The sequence below is a fragment of the Kiloniella sp. genome (genome assembly GCF_048270245.1).
Classification (GTDB): Bacteria; Pseudomonadota; Alphaproteobacteria; order Kiloniellales; family Kiloniellaceae; genus Kiloniella.
The window spans coordinates 60,068-80,640 of record NZ_JBLWTH010000002.1; the positions used below are offsets into that span (position 1 = coordinate 60,068).

The 20,573-nt window shown below is 42.6% G+C and carries 17 protein-coding genes; 8 read left to right on the plus strand and 9 right to left on the minus strand.

Features of this window, described 5'->3' with window-relative positions; translation table 11 throughout:
- Positions 1–8: 8 nt before the first annotated feature.
- Positions 9–608: a short chain dehydrogenase gene (locus tag ACN0W5_RS05435; RefSeq protein ID WP_417453184.1), complete on the minus strand. Its 600-nt coding sequence runs from the start codon at positions 606–608 to the stop codon at positions 9–11.
- Positions 609–750: 142 nt separating this feature from the next.
- On the opposite strand from ACN0W5_RS05435, the gene ACN0W5_RS05440 reads away from it, so the two are divergent.
- A complete protein-coding gene (locus ACN0W5_RS05440; RefSeq protein ID WP_417453185.1) occupies positions 751–1,635 on the plus strand; it encodes a LysR family transcriptional regulator in 885 nt (294 codons plus the stop codon).
- Between the two features lie 70 nt (positions 1,636–1,705).
- Here the strand turns inward: ACN0W5_RS05440 and ACN0W5_RS05445 are convergent, their stop codons facing one another.
- Positions 1,706–2,617, minus strand: coding sequence for a DMT family transporter (locus ACN0W5_RS05445; RefSeq protein ID WP_417453186.1), 912 nt, complete (start codon positions 2,615–2,617; stop codon positions 1,706–1,708).
- Between the two features lie 147 nt (positions 2,618–2,764).
- Between ACN0W5_RS05445 and ACN0W5_RS05450 the strand changes: the two genes are divergently transcribed.
- The 3 genes from ACN0W5_RS05450 (at position 2,765) to argC (ending at position 5,465) form a co-directional block, all read left to right on the plus strand.
- Positions 2,765–3,685, plus strand: coding sequence for a LysR substrate-binding domain-containing protein (locus ACN0W5_RS05450; RefSeq protein ID WP_417453187.1), 921 nt, complete (start codon positions 2,765–2,767; stop codon positions 3,683–3,685).
- Between the two features lie 103 nt (positions 3,686–3,788).
- The gene (locus ACN0W5_RS05455; protein ID WP_417453188.1) at positions 3,789–4,274 is read left to right on the plus strand and encodes a hypothetical protein; all 486 of its coding nucleotides are present in this window, start codon (positions 3,789–3,791) and stop codon (positions 4,272–4,274) included.
- A gap of 243 nt (positions 4,275–4,517) precedes the next feature.
- Complete coding sequence (gene argC / locus ACN0W5_RS05460; RefSeq protein ID WP_417453189.1) at positions 4,518–5,465, plus strand: N-acetyl-gamma-glutamyl-phosphate reductase; 948 nt, start codon at positions 4,518–4,520, stop codon at positions 5,463–5,465.
- Between the two features lie 107 nt (positions 5,466–5,572).
- Here the strand turns inward: argC and ACN0W5_RS05465 are convergent, their stop codons facing one another.
- Positions 5,573–5,920: a hypothetical protein gene (locus ACN0W5_RS05465; protein WP_417453190.1), complete on the minus strand. Its 348-nt coding sequence runs from the start codon at positions 5,918–5,920 to the stop codon at positions 5,573–5,575.
- Between the two features lie 170 nt (positions 5,921–6,090).
- Here ACN0W5_RS05465 and ACN0W5_RS05470 point away from each other — a divergent pair, with 170 nt between their 5' ends.
- Positions 6,091–6,633, plus strand: a complete 543-nt coding sequence (locus ACN0W5_RS05470) for a gamma carbonic anhydrase family protein (RefSeq protein ID WP_417429571.1) — start codon at positions 6,091–6,093, stop codon at positions 6,631–6,633.
- Between the two features lie 15 nt (positions 6,634–6,648).
- Here ACN0W5_RS05470 and ACN0W5_RS05475 read toward each other — a convergent pair whose 3' ends face one another.
- From ACN0W5_RS05475 to ACN0W5_RS05500, 6 genes are all read right to left on the minus strand, one after another.
- Positions 6,649–8,067: a sensor histidine kinase gene (locus tag ACN0W5_RS05475; protein WP_417453191.1), complete on the minus strand. Its 1,419-nt coding sequence runs from the start codon at positions 8,065–8,067 to the stop codon at positions 6,649–6,651.
- Positions 8,064–8,723, minus strand: coding sequence for a response regulator (locus ACN0W5_RS05480; RefSeq protein WP_417453192.1), 660 nt, complete (start codon positions 8,721–8,723; stop codon positions 8,064–8,066). Before ACN0W5_RS05480 ends, ACN0W5_RS05475 begins: the two co-directional genes overlap by 4 nt.
- Entirely contained in the window at positions 8,720–11,920 is a 3,201-nt protein-coding gene (locus ACN0W5_RS05485; protein WP_417453193.1) for an efflux RND transporter permease subunit, read from the minus strand. Before ACN0W5_RS05485 ends, ACN0W5_RS05480 begins: the two co-directional genes overlap by 4 nt.
- Positions 11,913–13,172, minus strand: a complete 1,260-nt coding sequence (locus ACN0W5_RS05490; protein ID WP_417453194.1) for an efflux RND transporter periplasmic adaptor subunit — start codon at positions 13,170–13,172, stop codon at positions 11,913–11,915. The genes ACN0W5_RS05485 and ACN0W5_RS05490 overlap by 8 nt, the downstream gene beginning before the upstream one ends.
- Positions 13,172–14,674, minus strand: a complete 1,503-nt coding sequence (locus ACN0W5_RS05495; RefSeq protein ID WP_417453195.1) for an efflux transporter outer membrane subunit — start codon at positions 14,672–14,674, stop codon at positions 13,172–13,174. The genes ACN0W5_RS05490 and ACN0W5_RS05495 overlap by 1 nt, the downstream gene beginning before the upstream one ends.
- Before the next feature lie 110 nt (positions 14,675–14,784).
- Positions 14,785–16,626 carry a PHA/PHB synthase family protein gene (locus ACN0W5_RS05500; RefSeq protein ID WP_417453196.1) on the minus strand — a complete coding sequence of 614 codons (1,842 nt, stop codon included), beginning with the start codon at positions 16,624–16,626 and terminating at the stop codon, positions 14,785–14,787.
- 208 nt (positions 16,627–16,834) lie between these two features.
- Between ACN0W5_RS05500 and ACN0W5_RS05505 the strand changes: the two genes are divergently transcribed.
- From ACN0W5_RS05505 to ACN0W5_RS05515, 3 genes are all read left to right on the plus strand, one after another.
- On the plus strand, positions 16,835–17,860 hold the full coding sequence (locus ACN0W5_RS05505; protein WP_417453197.1) for an OmpA family protein: 1,026 nt from the start codon (positions 16,835–16,837) through the stop codon (positions 17,858–17,860).
- Between the two features lie 190 nt (positions 17,861–18,050).
- Positions 18,051–19,262, plus strand: coding sequence for an LL-diaminopimelate aminotransferase (locus ACN0W5_RS05510; RefSeq protein WP_417453198.1), 1,212 nt, complete (start codon positions 18,051–18,053; stop codon positions 19,260–19,262).
- Positions 19,263–19,265: 3 nt separating this feature from the next.
- Positions 19,266–20,555 (plus strand): homoserine dehydrogenase, encoded by a 1,290-nt coding sequence (locus ACN0W5_RS05515; protein ID WP_417453199.1) that lies wholly within the window; start codon positions 19,266–19,268, stop codon positions 20,553–20,555.
- The last annotated feature ends 18 nt before the right edge of the window (positions 20,556–20,573 follow it).

The window sequence follows — 20,573 nt, forward strand, 5'->3', positions numbered from 1 at the left end:
GACTAATTTCAATCAACAATATAGGTTTGACCTGTTTGCATGCCTTCGACAGACTTACTATAGGCAAGCGCAGCTTTGTCCGCATCAACAGGAACGTAGCCCCGGAAGTAAGGACCGTAGCTGTTCATCGCTTCTGTAATGACTGTTGGACTCACGGAATTAATGCGAACCTTGTTGGGCATTTCCATGGCGGCAGCTTTTACAAAGCTATCAATCGCACCGTTGACCATTGCCGCCGAACTTCCCAAACGTATGGGATCTCGGTTCAGTATACCGGTACTCAAGGTAAAAGATCCGTCCGGTGTAATGTAATCACGCCCGATCAAAACAAGATTGACTTGGCCCATCAATTTGTTTCTGATCCCGACCATATAGTCTTCTTCGTTCATTTCCATAAACTCACCAAAATGAACGGAACCTGTTGTAGAAACCAGCGCATCAAAGCTTCCGATAGAGGCAAAAGCGGTTTTGATGGTTTCTCTGTCTGTGATATCAATCTGTAGATCACCCGTGGAACGGCCAGCCGTTATAACTTCGTGACGAACAGACAGTTCTTTGTGTACGGCTTTACCAATTGTACCGCTGGCTCCGACGAGAACGATTTTCATAGTAGTTTCCTCATTTGATAATCATTTTAAGAAATAGATCACTCACTGCTGGTAAATATATTGTTTTTATTTAAGATGATAATACCAACAATTATGAACAAATTGTTTTTATATGAATACTAATTATCATCATTTAGAGGCTATGGCAGTTTTTGCCATTGTCGTGGAAGAGGGGAGCTTCACCCGCGCTGCTACGCGCCTTGGCTATTCGAAAGCCCATGTCAGCCAACTTGTTTCCCGGCTGGAAAAACACTTCAACGCGCAATTACTTTTCAGAACAACCCGTAAACTGGACCTGACCGAAGCCGGAAGCGTCTTTTACGATCACTGTAAAGAAATCTCAGGAAGCGTGAGGAAGGCCCAAAAGGATCTTGAAGCTATAAAGGGAACAGTCTCTGGCTCTATTCGTTTGTCTGCACCCATTTCATTCGGGGAAGCTTTTTTAAGCGACATTACGCTTGGGTTTAATGCGCTTTATCCTGATGTAAAGTTTGAACTGGAACTCGATAACAAAATCAGGGATTTGCAATCAGAAAACATCGACATTGCCTTTCGTGCAACAACAACGATGGAAGATAATCTGGTGCCGGTTAAACTGGGTAACTGGACAGAATATATCTGTGCATCACCTCAGTATCTGGAACACAAGCCCGCTATCACAAAACCGCAGGATTTGTTGGCACACCAGTTGTTGTTAAATGCGAAAAAGCTAGAACCAACATTATGGCATTTTCAAAATGAAACAGAATCTCATCGTGTTTCCATAGAAGCAAAGCTGTGTGTTCATCACTTTCCCATGCTCAAGAAAGCCATTTTATCCGGTGGTGGGATTGGTAAGTTACCATCTTATCTGGCAGAAGAAGAAATCGCCCAAGGAAACCTGATCCGGCTTTTGCCATCTTATGGAACCAAGCTTTATCCAATTTTTATTGTCTATCCTTATCAAACACATCTGCCAATCAAGGTCAGAAAGTTTATAGATTTTGTGAAAGACTGGTTTTCTGAACAGGACCACTTTTTGAAATAGCCCCGATAAACAAAAAAAGAAAGCAACAAGAGATGGGGATAACCACATCTCTTGTTACTGAATTCCTTGATCAGCTTTCTTTTACTTTTACCCGTGACGGAAAGACTTTCCAGCCCAGGTTCACCGCAGCGGCACTGAAAAGAATAAACACAATACCCGTGAACTGAAGGGTACTCAGTTTTTGGTCATAAAAGACATAATCAACGCCTAGAGCAACCACCGGATAGATAAAGGATAAAACAGCAATTACCGGTGTCTGAAGTTTCTGGAAAGCCGAATACAGAATGATGTACATGAAACAGGTATTAATCAGACCAAGAGCGAGCAGATAGCCCCAAACTTTGGTATCAGTTAGTGTGGGGGCCGTTGAGAAATCAACCAAAGGGCTCAACATCACAATACCCAGGGTGACCTGAATAAAAGCAATCAGGTGTGGGCGCATGCCAGTTAACCGCTTGGTGATGATTGTTGTAATTGTATAAAGAATGGCCGCACCCAAGGCAAAACCTGCGCCTTCGATCATTGAGGTGTCGCCCTGAAAACTATTGGCATCAAGTTCAATAACAAAAATCAAGCCGAGGAAAGCGAGAATAAGCCATACAAACTTGTGAAGGCTGAACGCTTCGCCCAGAAACAGCGCGCCAAAAAGAACAAGAAAGAAAGGCTGCGTATGATAAATAGCTGTATTAATAGAGATCGGAGACAGCTTGAAAGATGTAAAAAGCAGGATCCAGTTACAAACCAGTGCAAAACCGCTTAAAAGCGCAAGGGTAATATTCTTTTTGTTCAGGGCATCTGCGGTAAAGTAACCTTTCCACCAGCAAAACAAACCAAGTCCGATTGCCCCGAAGACACATCTGAAAAACACAACATTAAAAGGGGTCTGTCCGGATTCAAAAACGAACAAGCCGATAAAGCCGGAAAGGAACATCGCCAAAGACATTTGGGCGACGCCAATATTCAAACGAAAAGCCGAGGCCATTTTCTTAACTTTCATAAACGATAAATTAGAATTTTTCCCGCTTTAGCTCGCTATATCATAAAGAGCAGTTTGCGGCGTTGTTTTCAATATGGGTTGCTATATAATTTCTGTAAAACAAGAAGATATTAGGCTGAATAAGTTTTTCTAATGCTAAAGCAACGTAAATTACCGCCGTTAAATGCAGTCAAATCTTTCGAGGCCGCAGCCAGAACAGGAAGTGTCTCCCTTGCTGCCGTTGAACTGTCCGTTTCTGCGTCCGCTGTAAGTCAGCAAATCAAAGGATTAGAACAGTGGTTAGGCATCAAACTTCTTGATCGTGGCCCCAACAGCTTTGCCCTGACAGAAAAGGGGGAAGAGTATCTAAAACAGCTTACAGTTATTTTGGATAACCTTGACGATCTTACGACAAGTCTTACGGGACAGGATAAAAAGAAGCTCCGTATTTCAACACTACAATCCTTTGCTGCCGAATGGCTTTTCCCACGCATAAAAAAATTCAGAGATGCTTACCCGAATATTCAGCTTGAACTTTTAACCTCTGATTATCTGAGTGACCTCGCACGGGAAAATATTGATCTGGCTATTCGCTACGGACCGGGAAGCTACAAAGGCGTTGTTGAAGAAAAACTTATGGACGAAATGATAGGTCCTGCCTGTCATCCTGATTTAATGTCTGAAGATAAAAATCTTTCTGATTACACGCTTTTAAAAGATTCCGGCGGACCAGAAGGCATCAAACTTTCTCTCGAAAGGTGGCTGAACCATACAACCGGAAACATTGGCATAGAAGGTGATAGTATTGCCTTTAGCGATACGCACCTTTTGATTGGCGCAGCCCGACAAGGGCAGGGAATAATGCTGGGCCGATCCGTTCTTATTGCAGATGATTTTGTATCGGGAGATCTTGTTCCTGCAATGAGTGACTGGAAACAATCTCCTTTTAGTTACTATCTAGTACATTCAGAATTACGGGAACCCTCGCAATCAGCAAAAATTTTTCGTAGATGGTTACGTGCGGAAATCAAAGCCTTTGAGGCCGACCTTCCTTCTGTTCTAAAAGTAAGCTAAACAGGTTATTGGCTTAATATATGCATGTAAAAAACACAGCTTCTTTGCTCTTATCATAGAACATTAGGTCTAAAGACTATATGGGCCAATAAGGAATATGAAAATGAATTACAAAGCGATCTTGTTAATGCTTTCTTTTTCTTTAGCGAGTTGCGTCACAACGCCAGCTGTCGATGACACAAAAACCTACTACAGTGATCAAGAACTCATCGCCGCCGGAGCAACACAGCTAATGGGCTCTGATATTGTCGGGGCCTTTTCTGGAAATACCCTGTACGGCAAATATGTGGATCATACAAAATCTGAACAAGACCCCAACGCTAATCGTTGGGTAGAGTTTCTTTCTAGCGATGGCCGTGTCGCCTATTACGATTTCACACAACTTGTTCAGGGTACATGGCAGATACGAACGAACCTAATCTGTTTTAATTATCAGTTTGAAATTCCCCAACCAGAAAACTGTTTTGTAGTCTATGGTTTGGGTGACCGACATTTCTTTATCTCAACCCGACAACAAACAACAGGCGATGTTGTGACAATGGTTCTGGGGCGTAAAAACGGTAACGCTGCGGGATTAGAGCTGAAATAACAACTGATAAAATACACTAATAGAAGTGCTATTTAGCTTCCTCATATGCTTACAAGAAATCAGCTATAGCTATGACTTAATAAGCTCGCGCAAAATTAGCTGATCAATATTCTCAAACACCCCCATAGCTGTTGTGTTCGATCACTTACTTAGCATGCATACGAATATCTAAGTTTCTGTATTGAAATACAAAAAATAATGTGTAGTTATAAGGCACGTATTATTATTTTTGAGGTTAATCCAATGTCGATAGGCAAAAGAATTTTTATTGATGGCGAAGCTGGCACGACTGGCTTGCAGGTCCGTCAACGCCTGGAAAATCGGCAAGACCTTGAGATACTATCGATTGCACCTGAATTACGTAAAGACGCAACAGCAAGAAAAGAACTGTTAAACTCTGCAGATCTTGTCATTCTGTGCCTGCCGGATGCAGCGGCGATAGAAGCTGTGTCGTTGGTTGAAAATCCGGATGTCTGCATTATTGATGCCTCAACGGCTTATCGTGTAGATCCAGACTGGACTTACGGTTTTCCAGAAATGACCAAAGGTCATCGGGAAAAGATTGCTAGCTCTAAACGTGTGAGTAACCCGGGTTGTTACCCAACCGGTGCTATTGCGTTGCTGAGGCCTTTGATAGAACGAAACATTGTATCCAAGGATGCCTTGATTAATGTACAGGGTGTTTCCGGCTACAGTGGCGGCGGGAAAGCTCTCATCGAAATTCACGAAGACGGAAAAGCTGAACCATTTGGCACTTATGGTCTTTCCCTACAGCACAAGCATGTACCCGAAATGACGCAGCACAATGGCTTAACGCATAAGCCATTGTTCATGCCGTCTGTCGGTGACTACGCCCAAGGAATGCTGGTTTCAATTCCACTACACTATGCCCAGATGAAAAGTGGTGTAAGCGGCACCTTGTTACGGGAAAACCTCGCCGAACATTATCAAGACAGCCGCTTTGTGAAGGTTAAGGACCTGAACAATACTGATAATCTAGAACGTGCAGCGTTTTTACGACCTGATGCTTTAAATGGTAGTAACGAGCTTGAACTATTCGTTTTTGCAAATGATGCAACAGAGCAAGTGCTTCTGATCGCACGTCTTGATAATCTGGGTAAAGGCGCATCTGGGGCTGCTGTACAAAATCTCAACTTGATGCTGGGCTTGGCAGAAGACGCTGGCCTTTAGGGTGTATGAACATATAGAGGTCATTGACCTTTGAGTACCAACAAATTCAAGGCAATAAAAAAGGACGGGAAACCGTCCTTTTGTTTTTCCGAATTAATTCTTAGCTCTTATCCAACCGGATACCATTGTTGGCAAAGGCGAGGGCCGCGGGCCTCTTTGTTGCCATTGATACCAAACTGCAGCATTTTTAATGTTCTGTTCGCCAGTTCACGAATATGAGATTCTGGAACACCTGCGCGACTTAATTTAGAGCGGGATTTCTTTGCTCTTTCATTATGAGCCGCAGACTTTTGAAGCTGATTAACTTTGGTATAGGCCTTTGCAAGGCAAACTTGCTGTTGATACCATCTTGGTTCGTTGAACTGCGCATAGCTTGGTGTCGAAAACGCAAACGTACTAATGCCAATAGCGGCAACAAGTGCAAAAGTGGCGAAACATTTGGTGCCTTTAGGCATATTTTCTGCTCTCCAGCAAAGGTCAAAACTTAATCACATGGTCTTATATATGGTTTCCAGGTGATTTAAAAATGGTAAAGATAGGACAAAGTAATTTTTTATATCGCACTTTTTTAATTTTGTTAACAAAATATTTTGCCCAAAAACCTGAACAGAAAGCGAAACATAACGTGTCTGGTATCATAAAGTCTTATCGTGGAATAACCCCACGAATTTCAAAAGATGCATTTATCGCAGAAAACGCGGTTATCATTGGCGATGTTGAAATCGGGGCAGGGGCGTCCATTTGGTACAATTGCGTTTTGCGTGGTGATGTAAATTCCATAAACATAGGCGAGAACACCAATATACAAGATGGTACAATCATACACGTCAATCACGACCGTACAGGTGGTGATTACAGGGAAACAGGCGGCGGTATTCCAACCCGGATTGGCAACGGGGTTACTGTGGGCCACATGGCCCTCTTACACGCCTGTGAAGTTGAAGACGATGCCTTTATCGGCATGAGATCAGTAGTTATGGACAAAGCTATTGTCGAGACAAACGCCATGGTCGCAGCCGGGGCGTTGGTTACCCCAGGTAAAGTTGTCCCAACAGGAGAGCTCTGGTCTGGTTCACCCGCAAAAAAATTCCGCGATTTAAAACCTACAGAGCTGGATGAAATAAGATACTCCGCAGCGAATTATAAAAAATTGAGCGAAAGTTACTGAAAGTATAACAACCGCTTAGATAGGAAAAATAACGTCCACTTGTACGCCAGTCATATCTTCTGGGTCGCTTAAGAGCACTTCGGCACTATGGATTTCTGCAACACGTTTAACAATCGACATGCCAAGACCTGATCCGGTTTCTTCTTCCCCTGCACCACGTACAAATCGATCAAAGATATAATCCCGCATGTATTCAGGTATCGGGCGTCCAGTATTCTTAATTCTTAATGTATGTTGCGAATCATTAGAAAACACTTCGATAGAAACCACACCATTTTCAGGACAATATCTAACAGCATTATCTATCAAGTTACGGCACAAGATCCCAATTGCGGATGAAAGTCCTTTTAAATGACATTGATTGGGCATCGAAACCCTAAAATCGATTTCTTTCTTGCTGATTTTATTACCGAGCTCAGCAGACACATTTTGAATAATCTTACACAGATTAACGTCCTTCAATTTCTCTTGCGCTGTTTTGGGATCAAGTCGCGCAAGAGTTACAAGCTGTTCGACAGTATGTGTAGCCCGGTCAACCCTTAGAGAAATAGCCGCGAGGCCTTCTTTTTGGATTGGGTCGTTTGTTTGGCGCTCTCTTAGTTGTGCTTCTGATTTAATCGCCGCCAAAGGCGTAAGTAGCTCATGTGCAGCATTAGCGGTGAATTTTTTTTCACTTTCAAGCGATGTGATAAGTTCAGTTTCATTCCGCTGAATAACCTCATAACATAAGTTAATCTCATCAATCAGTGATTTGATTTCTATGGGATTTTCATCATATTTAATGATCGATCTATCTCTACCTTCTCTGGCTTCAATTTTACCCGATATATTAATAATCGGTGTAATACCTTTTTTTATTCCCCAAAAAATACAGACAAAACTCAGAGGGAGAACGACAAACACATAGGGAAAATATTCACTAATAAAAATAAAAATAACCAAGCCAAAAGGAAAAATCCCATCGAAGGCGAGCTCCATATCTTCCGTCGCAACAGCCCAGGCATTTTTCCCCTTAATTTTAGTCGCATGGGTCAACCAAACGATTTCATCATCCTGCTCTGGATCAAAAAAGGAACTCGGCCCTTCCTTGGTTGGTTCAGGCATCGTGGGGCTTATATAAGATTTGATAATAATTTCACCATTATACCAAATTTGATAGCTACTATCGGAAGCAATTCCAGCATCAATAAAGCTTGGTGGGTTTTGTGAAATTTGTTCTAACCAATTAGCCAAAGCCTGATCATTTTCATCAAAATAACTTAAGGGTAGCGCGCTGGCTAAAATTTTACTTCTGACTTCAAGCTCATCTTCGGTCAGAGTTACAACAAGTCCCTTCAAACCAACGATAACGGTTGCAAAAACCAACACCCAAGTAAGTAAAGTGATTGAAAGAGTGTAATAATAGAGCCGTGTTTTAACGGAAAAAAACGTCATACACTTTCAACCTTATACCCGACACCGCGAAGGGTAGAGATTATATCCGATCCAAGTCGCTTTCTTAATCTGGAAATCTGAGCTTCTATGGCATTGGGTGTCACACAATTATCCCAAGTGTAAGCGTATTCTTCTAGCTGGGATTTAGAAACATAACGCCCAGCATTTTCCATTAACTTTTTCAGGATAATAAACTCAGTCTTTGATAATTGAATTTCAATACTACCAAGTTTGACTTCGTGTCGATCTGCGCACAAGCTTAATTCACCTATTGTAATAATGCTCGACGCGCGAACTTCACGTCGCCGCCCCAAAGAACGAAGTCGAGCAAAAAGTTCATCCAGATCAAAGGGTTTTGTCAGGTAATCATCTGCACCGTTATCCAAGCCTTCTATTTTTTCCGATGTTGCAGTACGCGCAGTTAACATAAGCACAGGCAATGTAATACCTTTATTTCGTGCTTCTTTCAGGAAATCGATACCCTGTTGATCTGGCAACATCCAATCCAGCACGATAAGATCAAAAACACTGACCTCGAGAGCAAGAGAGGCATCCTCGGCTGACTTGACCCATTCACAAACACTTCCGTCATGATGTAATGCTCTTTCCAGTGTTGCCCCTAATTGCGGATCATCTTCGACAAGTAACACTTTCATGACTTAACTTTCTCACGCTGAATTTGACACACCTGAGTTTGGCACCCCTGAGTTTGGATGGGTGATCTTGGTTTATCACCTTTCACAGCATTCCTAAAGAATGAGATAATACGAGAGAGATCAAGACCTATTTCATAGAGTGAAGGGATTAATAACAAAGTAACAAAGGTTGCGAGTATAACGCCAAATGCCAGGGATATAGCCATAGGAATAACAAACTGAGCCTGATAACTTGTTTCGAACAAAATTGGCAACAACCCCAGAAATGTTGTCAACGATGTCAGAACGATTGGCCGAAACCTAGAAATACTACCATGTAAGATCGCAACTGAACTCTTCACGCCCCTTTGCTTCAGCTTATTAATCTGATCAATCAGAACCAGGTTATCGTTTATTACGACACCTACTGCGGCAAGCACCCCCATGACTGAAAAAGCATTAATCTCTAGACCAAAGACGTTATGCCCTAAAATAGCACCAACCAAGCCAAATGGAACTGCTGTCAAAATAATAAAAGGCAGCAGATAAGAATTACTCCCAATCGCCAAAATCGCATAGATGACAAAAAAGAAAATAACATACAGCTTGAATGATTCTGAAAGGAACTCATCTTCCTCTTCCGCGTCACCATCCAGTTTGTAGCTAAAATTTGGATATTCACTGCGTATATCTGCCAGATAGAGATCGTTAATTACACTCAATAGTTCAAAACGTGTCCACTGGTCTTCATCAAAGTTGACATTGATTGTTGCTATTTGCTGGCCGTTGATACGCTCAATATAGCCCGGTGTTTTCGCATCTCTAAGCTTTGCAATGCTTGTAAAAGGAACCAGAACATCCTGATCCGTAATTTTCACAGGGAAGTCTTCAATATTTTCGACATACAAACGTTCACTGTCCGGAAGACGTAGATTAACGTCCATGGTTTCCATAACCCCAGGGAGTCGATCCACACGTGTACCGTAAAAAGCATCAGAGAGTTGATTGCTGATACTACTTACATTTGTCCCAAACCGCATCCCCTCGGGTAAAAGATCAATGAGAAACTCTTTTTGTTCTGCTCCTTGCGTAACCGTAAAATTAAACACCCCGTTGGTTCCGAGTAGTTTTCGTTTCAGCGCCTTAACATGTAATGTTATTTGTTCAGAATTATTCCCGAAAACTTTCAACGAAATGCTATTGGCATCACCATCTTCACTTGAGGAAAAACTGATCTTTTTTGAATTTGCAATAACACCAAGTTCTTTTTGCCATCTAGCTTCGATCTCTTCGACAGGGATTGTTTTTAGGGTATCAGAATCAAGCTCTACCAACATATAAATATCATTATCCGCGATAAATGATGCTCTGTTTTTTATCAGTGCTGATAATGAAACATCATCTTCGTGCGTAGCATCAAAATCGGATATTATTGCAGGAAGTACAGCCTCAAAAGATTTTTCAAGGTGCAACATTGTGTCGTGCATTTCATCTGCTGTGGTTCCCCGATTCATAGAGATTGACGAGATAATCTGCCCTTCGACCATATTGGGGAAAAGCTGCATGGGAACTTTACCCGATATCACTAATCCTGCTGATAGAACCGCAACTGACAAGAAGATCGACAAGGTAAAATAACGCCAGACAACAGCTCTTTTAAGCAAAGGGCGATAAAATTTCAGGATAACTACGCGCAATCCCTTTTGAAACTTTCTGCGCGGCATTTTAATCAGGTGACTAAACCGACTGTCACTCCTGGGCTTAAATGTAACCAAATGACAGGGTAAGATCAGGAGTGATTCTATGAGTGAAAAACAAAGGACAGCAACAATGATAAAAGAGATATCAAAAAGAAAACTGCCGATAATACTCTTGAACATTAAACCGGGAACCGCGGCAGCAATCGTCGTGAGGACACCAAGAAAAACAGGCTTCCAAACATCTTTCACGCCTAGAAAGGCTGACTTTGCGCCGGGGCCATTTTTCTGCTGCCTATTGTAAATACTTTCACCAACAACAATTGCATCGTCGACAACAACCCCGAGGATCAACAAAAAAGCAAACGTCGACAGGTGATTGAGAGAAATATCAAACACGGGGAGGAGCCAGATGCCTCCAGTGAAAGAGATAACAATACCTGTGCAGACCCAAAATGCGAGCTTAAGATTAAGAAACAGGATCAGCACCACAAATACCAGGCACATACCAACCAGAGCATTGTCGAGTAACATGGTTAGACGCTGAGCTATGTCCTTGCTGTCATCTAGCCAAATAGCGACACCAACATTTTGCGGTAGCCTATTTTTGATCTCATTAATTTTACGCCCTATTTCACCCCTTACACCAAGAAGATCCTGTCCTTCAGAAATAAAAACCTCTAATCCAGACGCATTTTCTCCGTTAAAACGGCTAATAAAATTCACATCTTTACGGTCAAATTTTATTTCTGCTATTTCGCCCAAGAGAATTTTTTCACCTGTTTTTTTATTCACAACAGCAATGTATTCAAAATCATCCGGGTGATACGCTCGTTCATTACCTCGAATAGAAATCTGATTACTGCCGTGCCCTATAGAGCCAGCAGGTACATTTACCGAAGCAACAGAGATCGCATTGGCTATATCTTTTAGGCTAAGGCCCGTGCGCTTTAAATCATCAGATGATATTTCTATGGATATTTCACGTTTAGGCGCAGAAAAAAGTTTTACATCACTCGCGCTGGTTTCACTAATAAGTTTATTTTTTACCAACTCACCAATACGGGTCAGGGTTTCCAAATCAACGTTTCCATGGATAGCAATATCCAAAATACGATCTTTATCTTTGGTTTCTGTTATTTGGGGGCGTTCAATCCCTTTGGGTAACGTGCCAAGTGCATCAATTTTCCTTTTGATTTCAGAGACTTTTTCATCAATATCAACATCGGAATAAAAAAAGATTGTTGTTGTCCCAATTTCTTCAACAGCGAAAGAGTAAACGTTTTTTATACCCTCTATATTTTTGAGCGCATTTTCCACGGGAACAGATATATTTCGGGCAATAATTTCAGGCGTAGCACCGTTGTATTCGACTGTTATATCGACAGCGTTTAGTTTCGCAGGCGGAAATATTTGTGTTTTAAGGTCAAAACTGGCGACGATTCCTCCCAGCAATATAACTGCCATTAACAGATTGCTGGTAACAGGGTTTTTGACAAACCAATGAAGTATTTTATTCATTGATCAAAATCACCTGATTGTTATTACTGTCAAGGGCAGGATTATTGATAGCTAAACTTTTGATAGAATCTAATTTTCCAACCGCACCATTTGAATTAGTTCTGATTTTCATTCCTTCGACAAAAATTTCAGGTGGCTGGATTAAAATTTTTGTCGGTAATTTGATATCTGCCGTAAAATATATCTGTCCCGTATCTTTGTGATGGATATCGATTTTTCGTTGGCGAACAAAATCATCCTGATCAACTTCAAGAATACTATTTCTCATATAAAGGGCACTCGCGGGTATCCGATACATATTCGATATTGTTTCAGACTGTATTTCAGCAAAAACAAAGGTACCGGATAGTAATGGATCTAAAGAAAAGTTTTCCTCAGAGTTTACATTGGCAATCAACATATACTGATTGGTTTGTTTTTGAATTTCTTTTTCCATTCCAATAACTTGACCAGTCCAATGCTGATTATCTTTTCGCTGAGGATCTCTTATAACGATGGCTGTTGATTGAATACTCTCTTCAGAGAATGAAAGACTATCCAACTGACGACGGGTTACAGGCAGCCTGACTTCCAGCAAGCGATCAGAAAAGAATTTGGCAACATTCGTCCCTGAAGAAACATACTGTCCGACAGCAGCGAGCTTTTCTCTTATAGCTCCATCGTAGGGCGCAACAATTGTCGTCCGTGAAAGTGCTAATAATGCTTTTTTCTGCTCTGACTTTGCCGCCTCAAGATTGGCCTTTGCTTCGTTTAACTGTGGTATTCTCAAGGTTAGGGGTGAGGGAGATCCTTTACCGTATTTTTTCCACTCTAATTTTGCGAGCTTTGATTCTGCTTGTTCTTTGATCAGCTTCTGTTTTGCGCTGGCCACATTGGCCTTAGCTGTCGCCAGGGATAGTTCATAATCGCGCGGGTCAATTTGAAAGAGGAAATCTCCCTTCACAAAACGATCACCAACCTTAAGATCCGTTGCTGTTTTTGTAATAATGCCAGCAACCTGTGTAGTTAACGTCGTTTCAAACTGTGGATGCACAACACCTTGGGTTTTGATGTTAAAATTTGTATGCTTCTCAACAATATTGTAAGTCGATAATTTTGGTAATTCCGGCTGTTTTGATATCTCGGCTACGACCGGTTTTTCATCCTCAATGACAATCAAGGTCAAGAATATTGATACTGTCAGAATCAAAACTGGAAAAATTAATTTTAACAGTAAAATCGTTGTCTTCTTTAATGATAAATCGAAGGTCATCACAAATTCCAGTTATCTTCTGCCATCTCTGGGTCAGCCAGTTCAGGATCAGATAAAACACTTCTTTGCAACGGAGTGTTATGTCCACCAAGGGCCAGGTAAAGATTTACCCGAGACAGAAGCCTTTGTTTCTGAATATTAATAAGCCTGGATTTGCTTACAAAAAATCTCTGCTGTGCTTGCAACAAATCCAGGATAGGAATCAAACCGCTATAGTATTTTTCACGTGAAAGGTTTTGGCCTTGCTCTGCCATCAAAGCCGCATGGCTTAGCTCTTCTTCTTGTTTTTTGAGATTAATTTCATTTCCCAGATAGTTTTCAACCTCATCAAAAGCCTTCAAAGCAGTGTTCACGTACTCTGCAATAGATTCATCTTCTATCGCCTTGTTTTGTGCGATAACTGCACGACGTTGCCCTCCATCATAGATAGGCTGAATAATGTTACCTGCGATAGATGCAACAAGGCTGTAGGGATCAAAAATATCACTCAATTTTCTATTCTGATAACTCGTACTATGCGTAAGAGATAATCTCGGCAATCGATTGGCTTCCGACGCATTCAGATTGTGATGTGCTGCGATAATTTTCTGTTCAGCAACGAGTAGATCAGGACGATGAACCAATAAATCAGACGGAATACCAGCAGAGAAATCGGTTACAATTTTTGGAAATTCTTTCGCGCTTTTAATTTTTCCGGAAGGATATCTCCCCAGAATTAACTCTAATTTTCGAGTAGCTTGTAGTTGTTCATTAAGTTTTGATGTTAACGTTGCATCTGTATTTGCAAGATCTGTTTCCACAAGACGAAGATCTAGAATAGACCCAATTCCCTGCTGATATCTATCTTGAGTCCGTTCCACAACTTCTATCAAATTGCTCTTTTCTTGGCGAGAAATATCTAGCTGTTGCGCCAGAGCAATAAGCTCAATCCATTGCAACACAATACGTGTCGCAACTGACAATTCAGCGAACTCAACATCGCTTTGCCTTTGTAACAGGGCGCTATAAGAGGCTTGTGATTCGGACTCTAAACGACCCCAAACATCTATTTCCCAAGAAATTCTTGCTTCTGCTTTAAAAGAGTTCTCATAGCTTTTAATTCGTTCACCACTCAGACCTTTTGAAGAACTTTTTGTTCTACTGGCTTCACCGGATAGATCGATCGTTGGAAACAGGGCTGATTCGGCTGCGTGATACTGAGCAATTTGCTGTTCTAAACGTGCTCTGGTAAATTTTAGTTCCGGGTTATTCTTCAATCCCTCAACAATAAATTCACTAACTTTCTGATGGAAATCTGGCGTAAACCATGTTTGGGAAACTGCAAAAACAGTGTTCCTATCAACATTAGATGTTTCCAGAGAAGACCACTGATCTGCGACCTTAGGCAACGTCGCTTTATAATCAGGAAGATCTGTCGAAATGATACACCCCTGCACAGCAAGGAAGCTCATTGCGGCAACAACTCGGGGAAGGTGAATTTTAGATAATATAAACCAGCACATAGGCCTAAGATAAGACCCGAGCCTGACAAAACACTGACAATAGCAAACAACTATTAAATCAGCGTTTTGTTAGAAGCTTTAGTAATAGTTAGAAAAGATATTCACCTGCTTTATCGGGATTTTACATAACGCCCCGGAGCAGGTTCGATTATCTTTAAAGCATTATCTTTAGACATTCTCTCACCAGGAGTTCGGGCCGGGACAAGCTTTCCGCTTTTCTTCTGCGCCCATTTTGCCCAATGAGGCCACCATGATCCCGGATGTTCTTTTGCAGCCTCAAACCACTGATCAGGATCATCCGGGGTGTCCGAATTAATCCAGTGAGAATACTTTTCAGCAGCAGGGGGATTGATAATACCGGCAATATGCCCAGACGCGGCAAGCACAAACTCTTTTTCGCCAGAAAAATGTCGCGTATTGGCATAGGTGGATTTCCAGGGAGCAATGTGATCTTCTTTTGCAGAGATCATGAAACTTGGAACATCAATTTTACCCAAATCAATCGGTACACCGTCTAATATAATCCCACCGGGTTCGACCAGTTTATTATCCAAATACATATTCCGAAGATAAAAAGAATGCATCTTCGCTGGCATTCTTGTTGTGTCAGAGTTCCAATAGAGTAAATCAAAGGGGAAGGGGGTTTTACCGCGCAAATAATTGTTCACGACAAAAGACCAGATAAGATCATTGGCCCGTAACATATTAAAAGTCGTCCCCATTTCAGCCCCATCGAGATATCCTCGATCCGACATTTTCTTTTCAAGTACTTCCATCTGTTCTTCATCAATGAAAACTCTAAGCTCGCCCGCTTCCGCAAAGTCCGTCATTGTGACAAAGAATGTACCACTTTTGATACGCTTATCTTTCTTTTCCGCCATGTATGCGAGGGTAGAAGCTAGTAGTGTCCCTCCCAAACAATACCCAATGGCGTTTACTTCTTTCGTGCCCGTTGCTGTTTCAATGGCATCAAGTGCGGCAAGGGGGCCGCGGAGCATGTAATTTTCAAAAGAGTAATCGGCCAAACTCTCATCCGGGTTCACCCAGGAAATCATAAAAACCGTAAAGCCTTGTTCCACAGCCCATTTAACGAAAGAATTTTTAGCTTTGAGATCCAGAATGTAGAATTTATTGATCCAGGGAGGGATGATCATAAGGGGGCGAAAATAAACCTTCTCTGTCGTCGGGGCATATTGAATAAGCTGCATAAGCTCATTCTCATAGATAACGCTACCCTCTGATGTTGCGATGTTGTCACCCAAGACAAAAGCATCTTCATCCGTCATTTTAATGCGACCCTTTTCCAGATCGGAAATTAGGTTTTCTAAGCCTTGTAGTAAATTTTTGCCTCCTGATTCTGCCGTTTCCCGCAAAATTTGGGGGTTTGTCATCAAAAAATTACTAGGGGAAAGCGCATCCAGAAACTGTTTCGTATAAAAATCGACCTTGCGTGCATCTGTCTCGCTCAGGCCATCGACATCCTTAACAGAACTATGAATCGTATTTGCCGTTAAAAGATATGATTGCTTTATAAATTTAAAAAAGGGGTTTTCTTCCCACGCTTCATCTTGGAAGCGTCGGTCACCTTTTTTCTTTTTATGGACTTGATTTTCTGAAGACGATTCTTTCGCCGTTTTTGATTTATTTTCCTCGGATTGATTATCCGGGTTAAAGAAATTTTGCGAAGCTTCCAACCAAAGAGAATTATATCCCTGCCATAAATCAGTTTGTAGCTTTATCGCTTTTTCAGGATCCGACCAGAATTGTTGCGACAATTCCCAGAATGCTTTGCCAATCCGCATGGGATCAGGCTCATTATCTAGAGTTTTCACGCTTTGGTTCATTAAAAAGCGTTCAATCATTGCCTGAGATTTTTCAGAAATTGCTGTCATTGTTTCAGTAATTTCAGAGGGGTCAGGTAGCTTTATTCCCTCGGGGTGTTGATCGACCATCCAGCTTTCCCTATGATCTGTTTAGTCTTTTTATAGAATAGTATATCGCCTTGTAGCTCTTTCAATGTTATACACCCATTGTTACAGCTGGAAGCGCAAAGAACAACAAGTGAGGTCAATTTCGTTGCTAAATACATCTATTCAGTTGTAATTTTGATGTATGTGTATCGATTTATTTGACGTTTGCATGGGGGAACGGTCTTTAGTTATGGCCAAGGACAAATATATGCCAGAGTTGAGAAAACGTAGTGTATACCGCTTTGGGGGTAAAGGTCGCATTGTAGGAGCACTTGTGCTTCCATTGATGCTTGCAGCCTGTTCTTCAACACCGGATTGGGCGAACCCTATCGCTTGGTTTGATAGTGACGAACCGGAACAGCCCACACAAGTCACAAATGCCGAAAATGTCGTGCCAGCCGAAGGATTTCCGAATCTTTCAAGTGTACCCGGCGAATCACCTCAAACGACATCTGGCGATTATAGAACCCAAGTAGCTGAAGGTTTGGTCGCAGACCGTAATAATGCGGAATATAGTGATCAACCATTAACTGCTAGGTCAACACTTGTTCCTGCTGCACCTCCACCAGCTGTACCGCAAGCACCCTCTGTTGCACCAACGACACCACAGGCTGCAGCTCCGGTTGTACCAAACACAGTGCCAGCATCACCCCAAGCCGTTCCCGGTGCATCATCGCAAACAACTGTTATATCATCTCAGGGTGCCGCTTTGCCGCCCGCGTTTCCAAACGGCGCACCAGCATACGCACAAAATCAATACACTGGACCACAATACAACACGCCAAGCTGGGGCTCACCTTACGCACAACAGCAGGGTTACGCAGGTCAAGCCGCATACGGATCACCCTATGCCGCTCAAGCTGGCGGTCAGCTCGTCGCAGTGATTTACTTCTCGCACGGTTCTTCAAACCTGAACAATCAGGATATTCAAGTCATTCGTGATGTCGCTGCATTGTACGGACAACGCGGCGGAGCCATTACCGTTCTTGGGCATTCAAGTTCCAGAACACAGCTAACAGACGCATTACGTCATCAGCAGGTTAACTATGAAATCTCTGGACGTCGTGCCGAGGCTGTGACGCGCGCCTTGCAAAACTCTGGTGTTCCCGCGCGTCAGATCATTACAGATGCACGATCTGACAGTAATCCTGTTTTCCATGAGTTCATGCCAACGGGTGAGGCAGGGAACAGACGCGTAGAAATATATGTAAACTAGACACATTATTCAGAGAAATTTTTGATAAATTTCTCTGAATAAAAGCGCATAAAACATTGGTCACGGAGCTGGTATTCTGCTATCTGCTTCGTGGCCTTTTTTATAGAGGCCAATCACCTTGGTCAGAAGAGAAAAGAATATCTTTATTTCTTTGATCAAATAAAGACAACCCAGCAATTTCGAGTTGAGAATGGATCAGGAATTTCACCGTATAAAACGTTTGCCGCCTTATGTATTTGCAGAAGTTAATGCATTGAAAGCAGCGGCACGAGCGGCGAAAAGGGATATTATCGATTTTGGCATGGGAAATCCTGATCAGCCCCCACCACAACACGTTATCGACAAACTAACCGACGTTGTTCAAAATCCCAGAGTACACGGGTATTCTACATCTCGCGGTATTCCCGGTTTAAGAAAAGCAATATCAGCATATTATGATCGACGCTTTGGTGTTGATATTGATCCCGAAACAGAAACCATCGTAACACTGGGTTCGAAAGAAGGCCTCGCCAATCTGGCACAGGCGATCACCAGTCCGGGTGACATTATTCTGGCTCCAAACCCTAGTTACCCGATCCACGCTTTTGGATTTATCATTGCTGGCGCTGCCATCAGATCTATGCCGATGACGCAGAGCGGGAATATTATGGAGCAGTTGGAAATAGCTGTTCGACATTCCGTTCCCAAACCTTTGGCTATTATCCTGAACTATCCATCAAACCCAACAGCCGAAGTCAAGGATTTGGATTTTTATGCAGAGATCGTGGACTTCTGCCGTAAGCACGAAATCTATATCATTTCTGATCTGGCTTATGCCGAAGTTTATTTTAACGATACACCACCACCATCAATTCTTCAGGTTCCCGGCGCAAAAGATATTGCCGTAGAATTCCTGTCCATGAGCAAGACATACTCAATGGCAGGATGGCGCGTCGGATTCTGCTCTGGAAATAAAAAACTTGTTGCCGCACTGACCCGGGTTAAGTCCTATGTTGACTATGGTGCCTTTACGCCTGTTCAGGTCGCCGCAGTGTCTGCTCTCAATGGCCCACAGGAATGTATCGGTGAAATGCGCGACCGCTATCGTGGTCGCCGGGATGTCTTGATAAAAGGCCTCAGTGCAGCAGGGTGGGATATACCAAGCCCCCCCGCGACAATGTTTGCCTGGGCACCTTTACCAAAAGAGTTTGCTCACTTGGGATCAATGGAATTTTCCAAGTTATTATTGGAACATGCTAATGTAGCGGTTGCCCCCGGTGTCGGTTTTGGCGAGTATGGCGAAGGTTTTGTCAGGTTGGGACTCGTAGAAAACGAACAACGTACGCGTCAGGCTGTTAAAAACGTCAAAGCCATGATGCAGAAAAAAGACACTATTCTTGAACAAATTAGTAAGCGGAAATAAATCGTGAGTGAACCCCTTAAGATTGCGATCGCCGGATTAGGTACCGTTGGTACTGGAACCGTCAAACTTATTCAGGATAATCTAAACGTGCTTGCCCAACGTACGGGACGAGAAATGTCTATCGTTGCTGTATCAGCACGTAGCAGAAAAAATCGCGATTTTGATATGAGCGATATGACCTACTACGACGACGCAGTGGACATGGCCGAAAACTGTGACGCTGACGTTCTTATGGAACTGATTGGCGGTTCCGAGGGGATCGCAAAAGAAGTCGTGGAAGTATCAATCGCAAAGGGACGCCACGTTATTACCGCGAACAAGGCGCTACTAGCACACCACGGGACTGAACTTGCCAAATTGGCAGAAGAAGCTGGGGTTGCTTTGGCTTACGAAGCTGCCGTCGCTGGCGGAATCCCAGTTATCAAAGGGCTTCGCGAGGGTCTTGCTGCAAATTCTTTTGATCTTGTTTACGGTATCCTCAACGGTACGTGTAACTTTATCCTCACCAATATGCGTGAAACAGGTCGCGACTTCGAAGAAGTTCTTTTTGAAGCTCAGGAACTTGGTTATGCCGAAGCAGATCCTAGTTTTGATGTCGATGGTGTTGATGCTGCACATAAGCTATCACTCTTAAGTTCCGTATCTTTTGGCACCGAGGTTGATTTTGACGCTGTTTACATAGAGGGCATCAGAAATATCTCGGCACTTGATATTGTAAATGCAGAAGAGCTCGGATACCGCATTAAACTTCTTGGCATTGCCCGTAAGACAGAACATGGCATCGACCAACGTGTTCACCCTTGCATGGTTGCAAAAGATCAACCGATTTCTTCTGTAGAAGGCGTTTTGAATGCTATCGTCTGTAACGGAAATCACGTTGGGACAACAATGTTCGAGGGCGCAGGCGCAGGCGGAGGTCCAACAGCTTCAGCCGTTGTTGCTGATCTCGTAGATATTGCCCGCGGCACTATTTTGCCAACTTTCGGTGTTCCGGCCAACGCGCTTGAAAAACCAATAGCCCAGCCGGTAGAAAAACGCGAAGGTTCTTATTACCTGCGTTTACAGGTCGAAGATCGCCCCGGCGTAATCGCAGATATATCCAACATTCTCAAGGACGAAGATATTTCTGTTAAGTCACTCATTCAGCATGAATCTAACCCCGGAAAGTCAGTTCCGCTTGTGATTACAACACAAGCTACGGTGGAAACGGCAATGAGCCGATCTCTTGAAAAAATCTCGCAACTCGATTGCGTACTAGAAAAACCAAATATGATCCGGATCGTCTCTCTTTAACAGAACGATCTGAAAGCA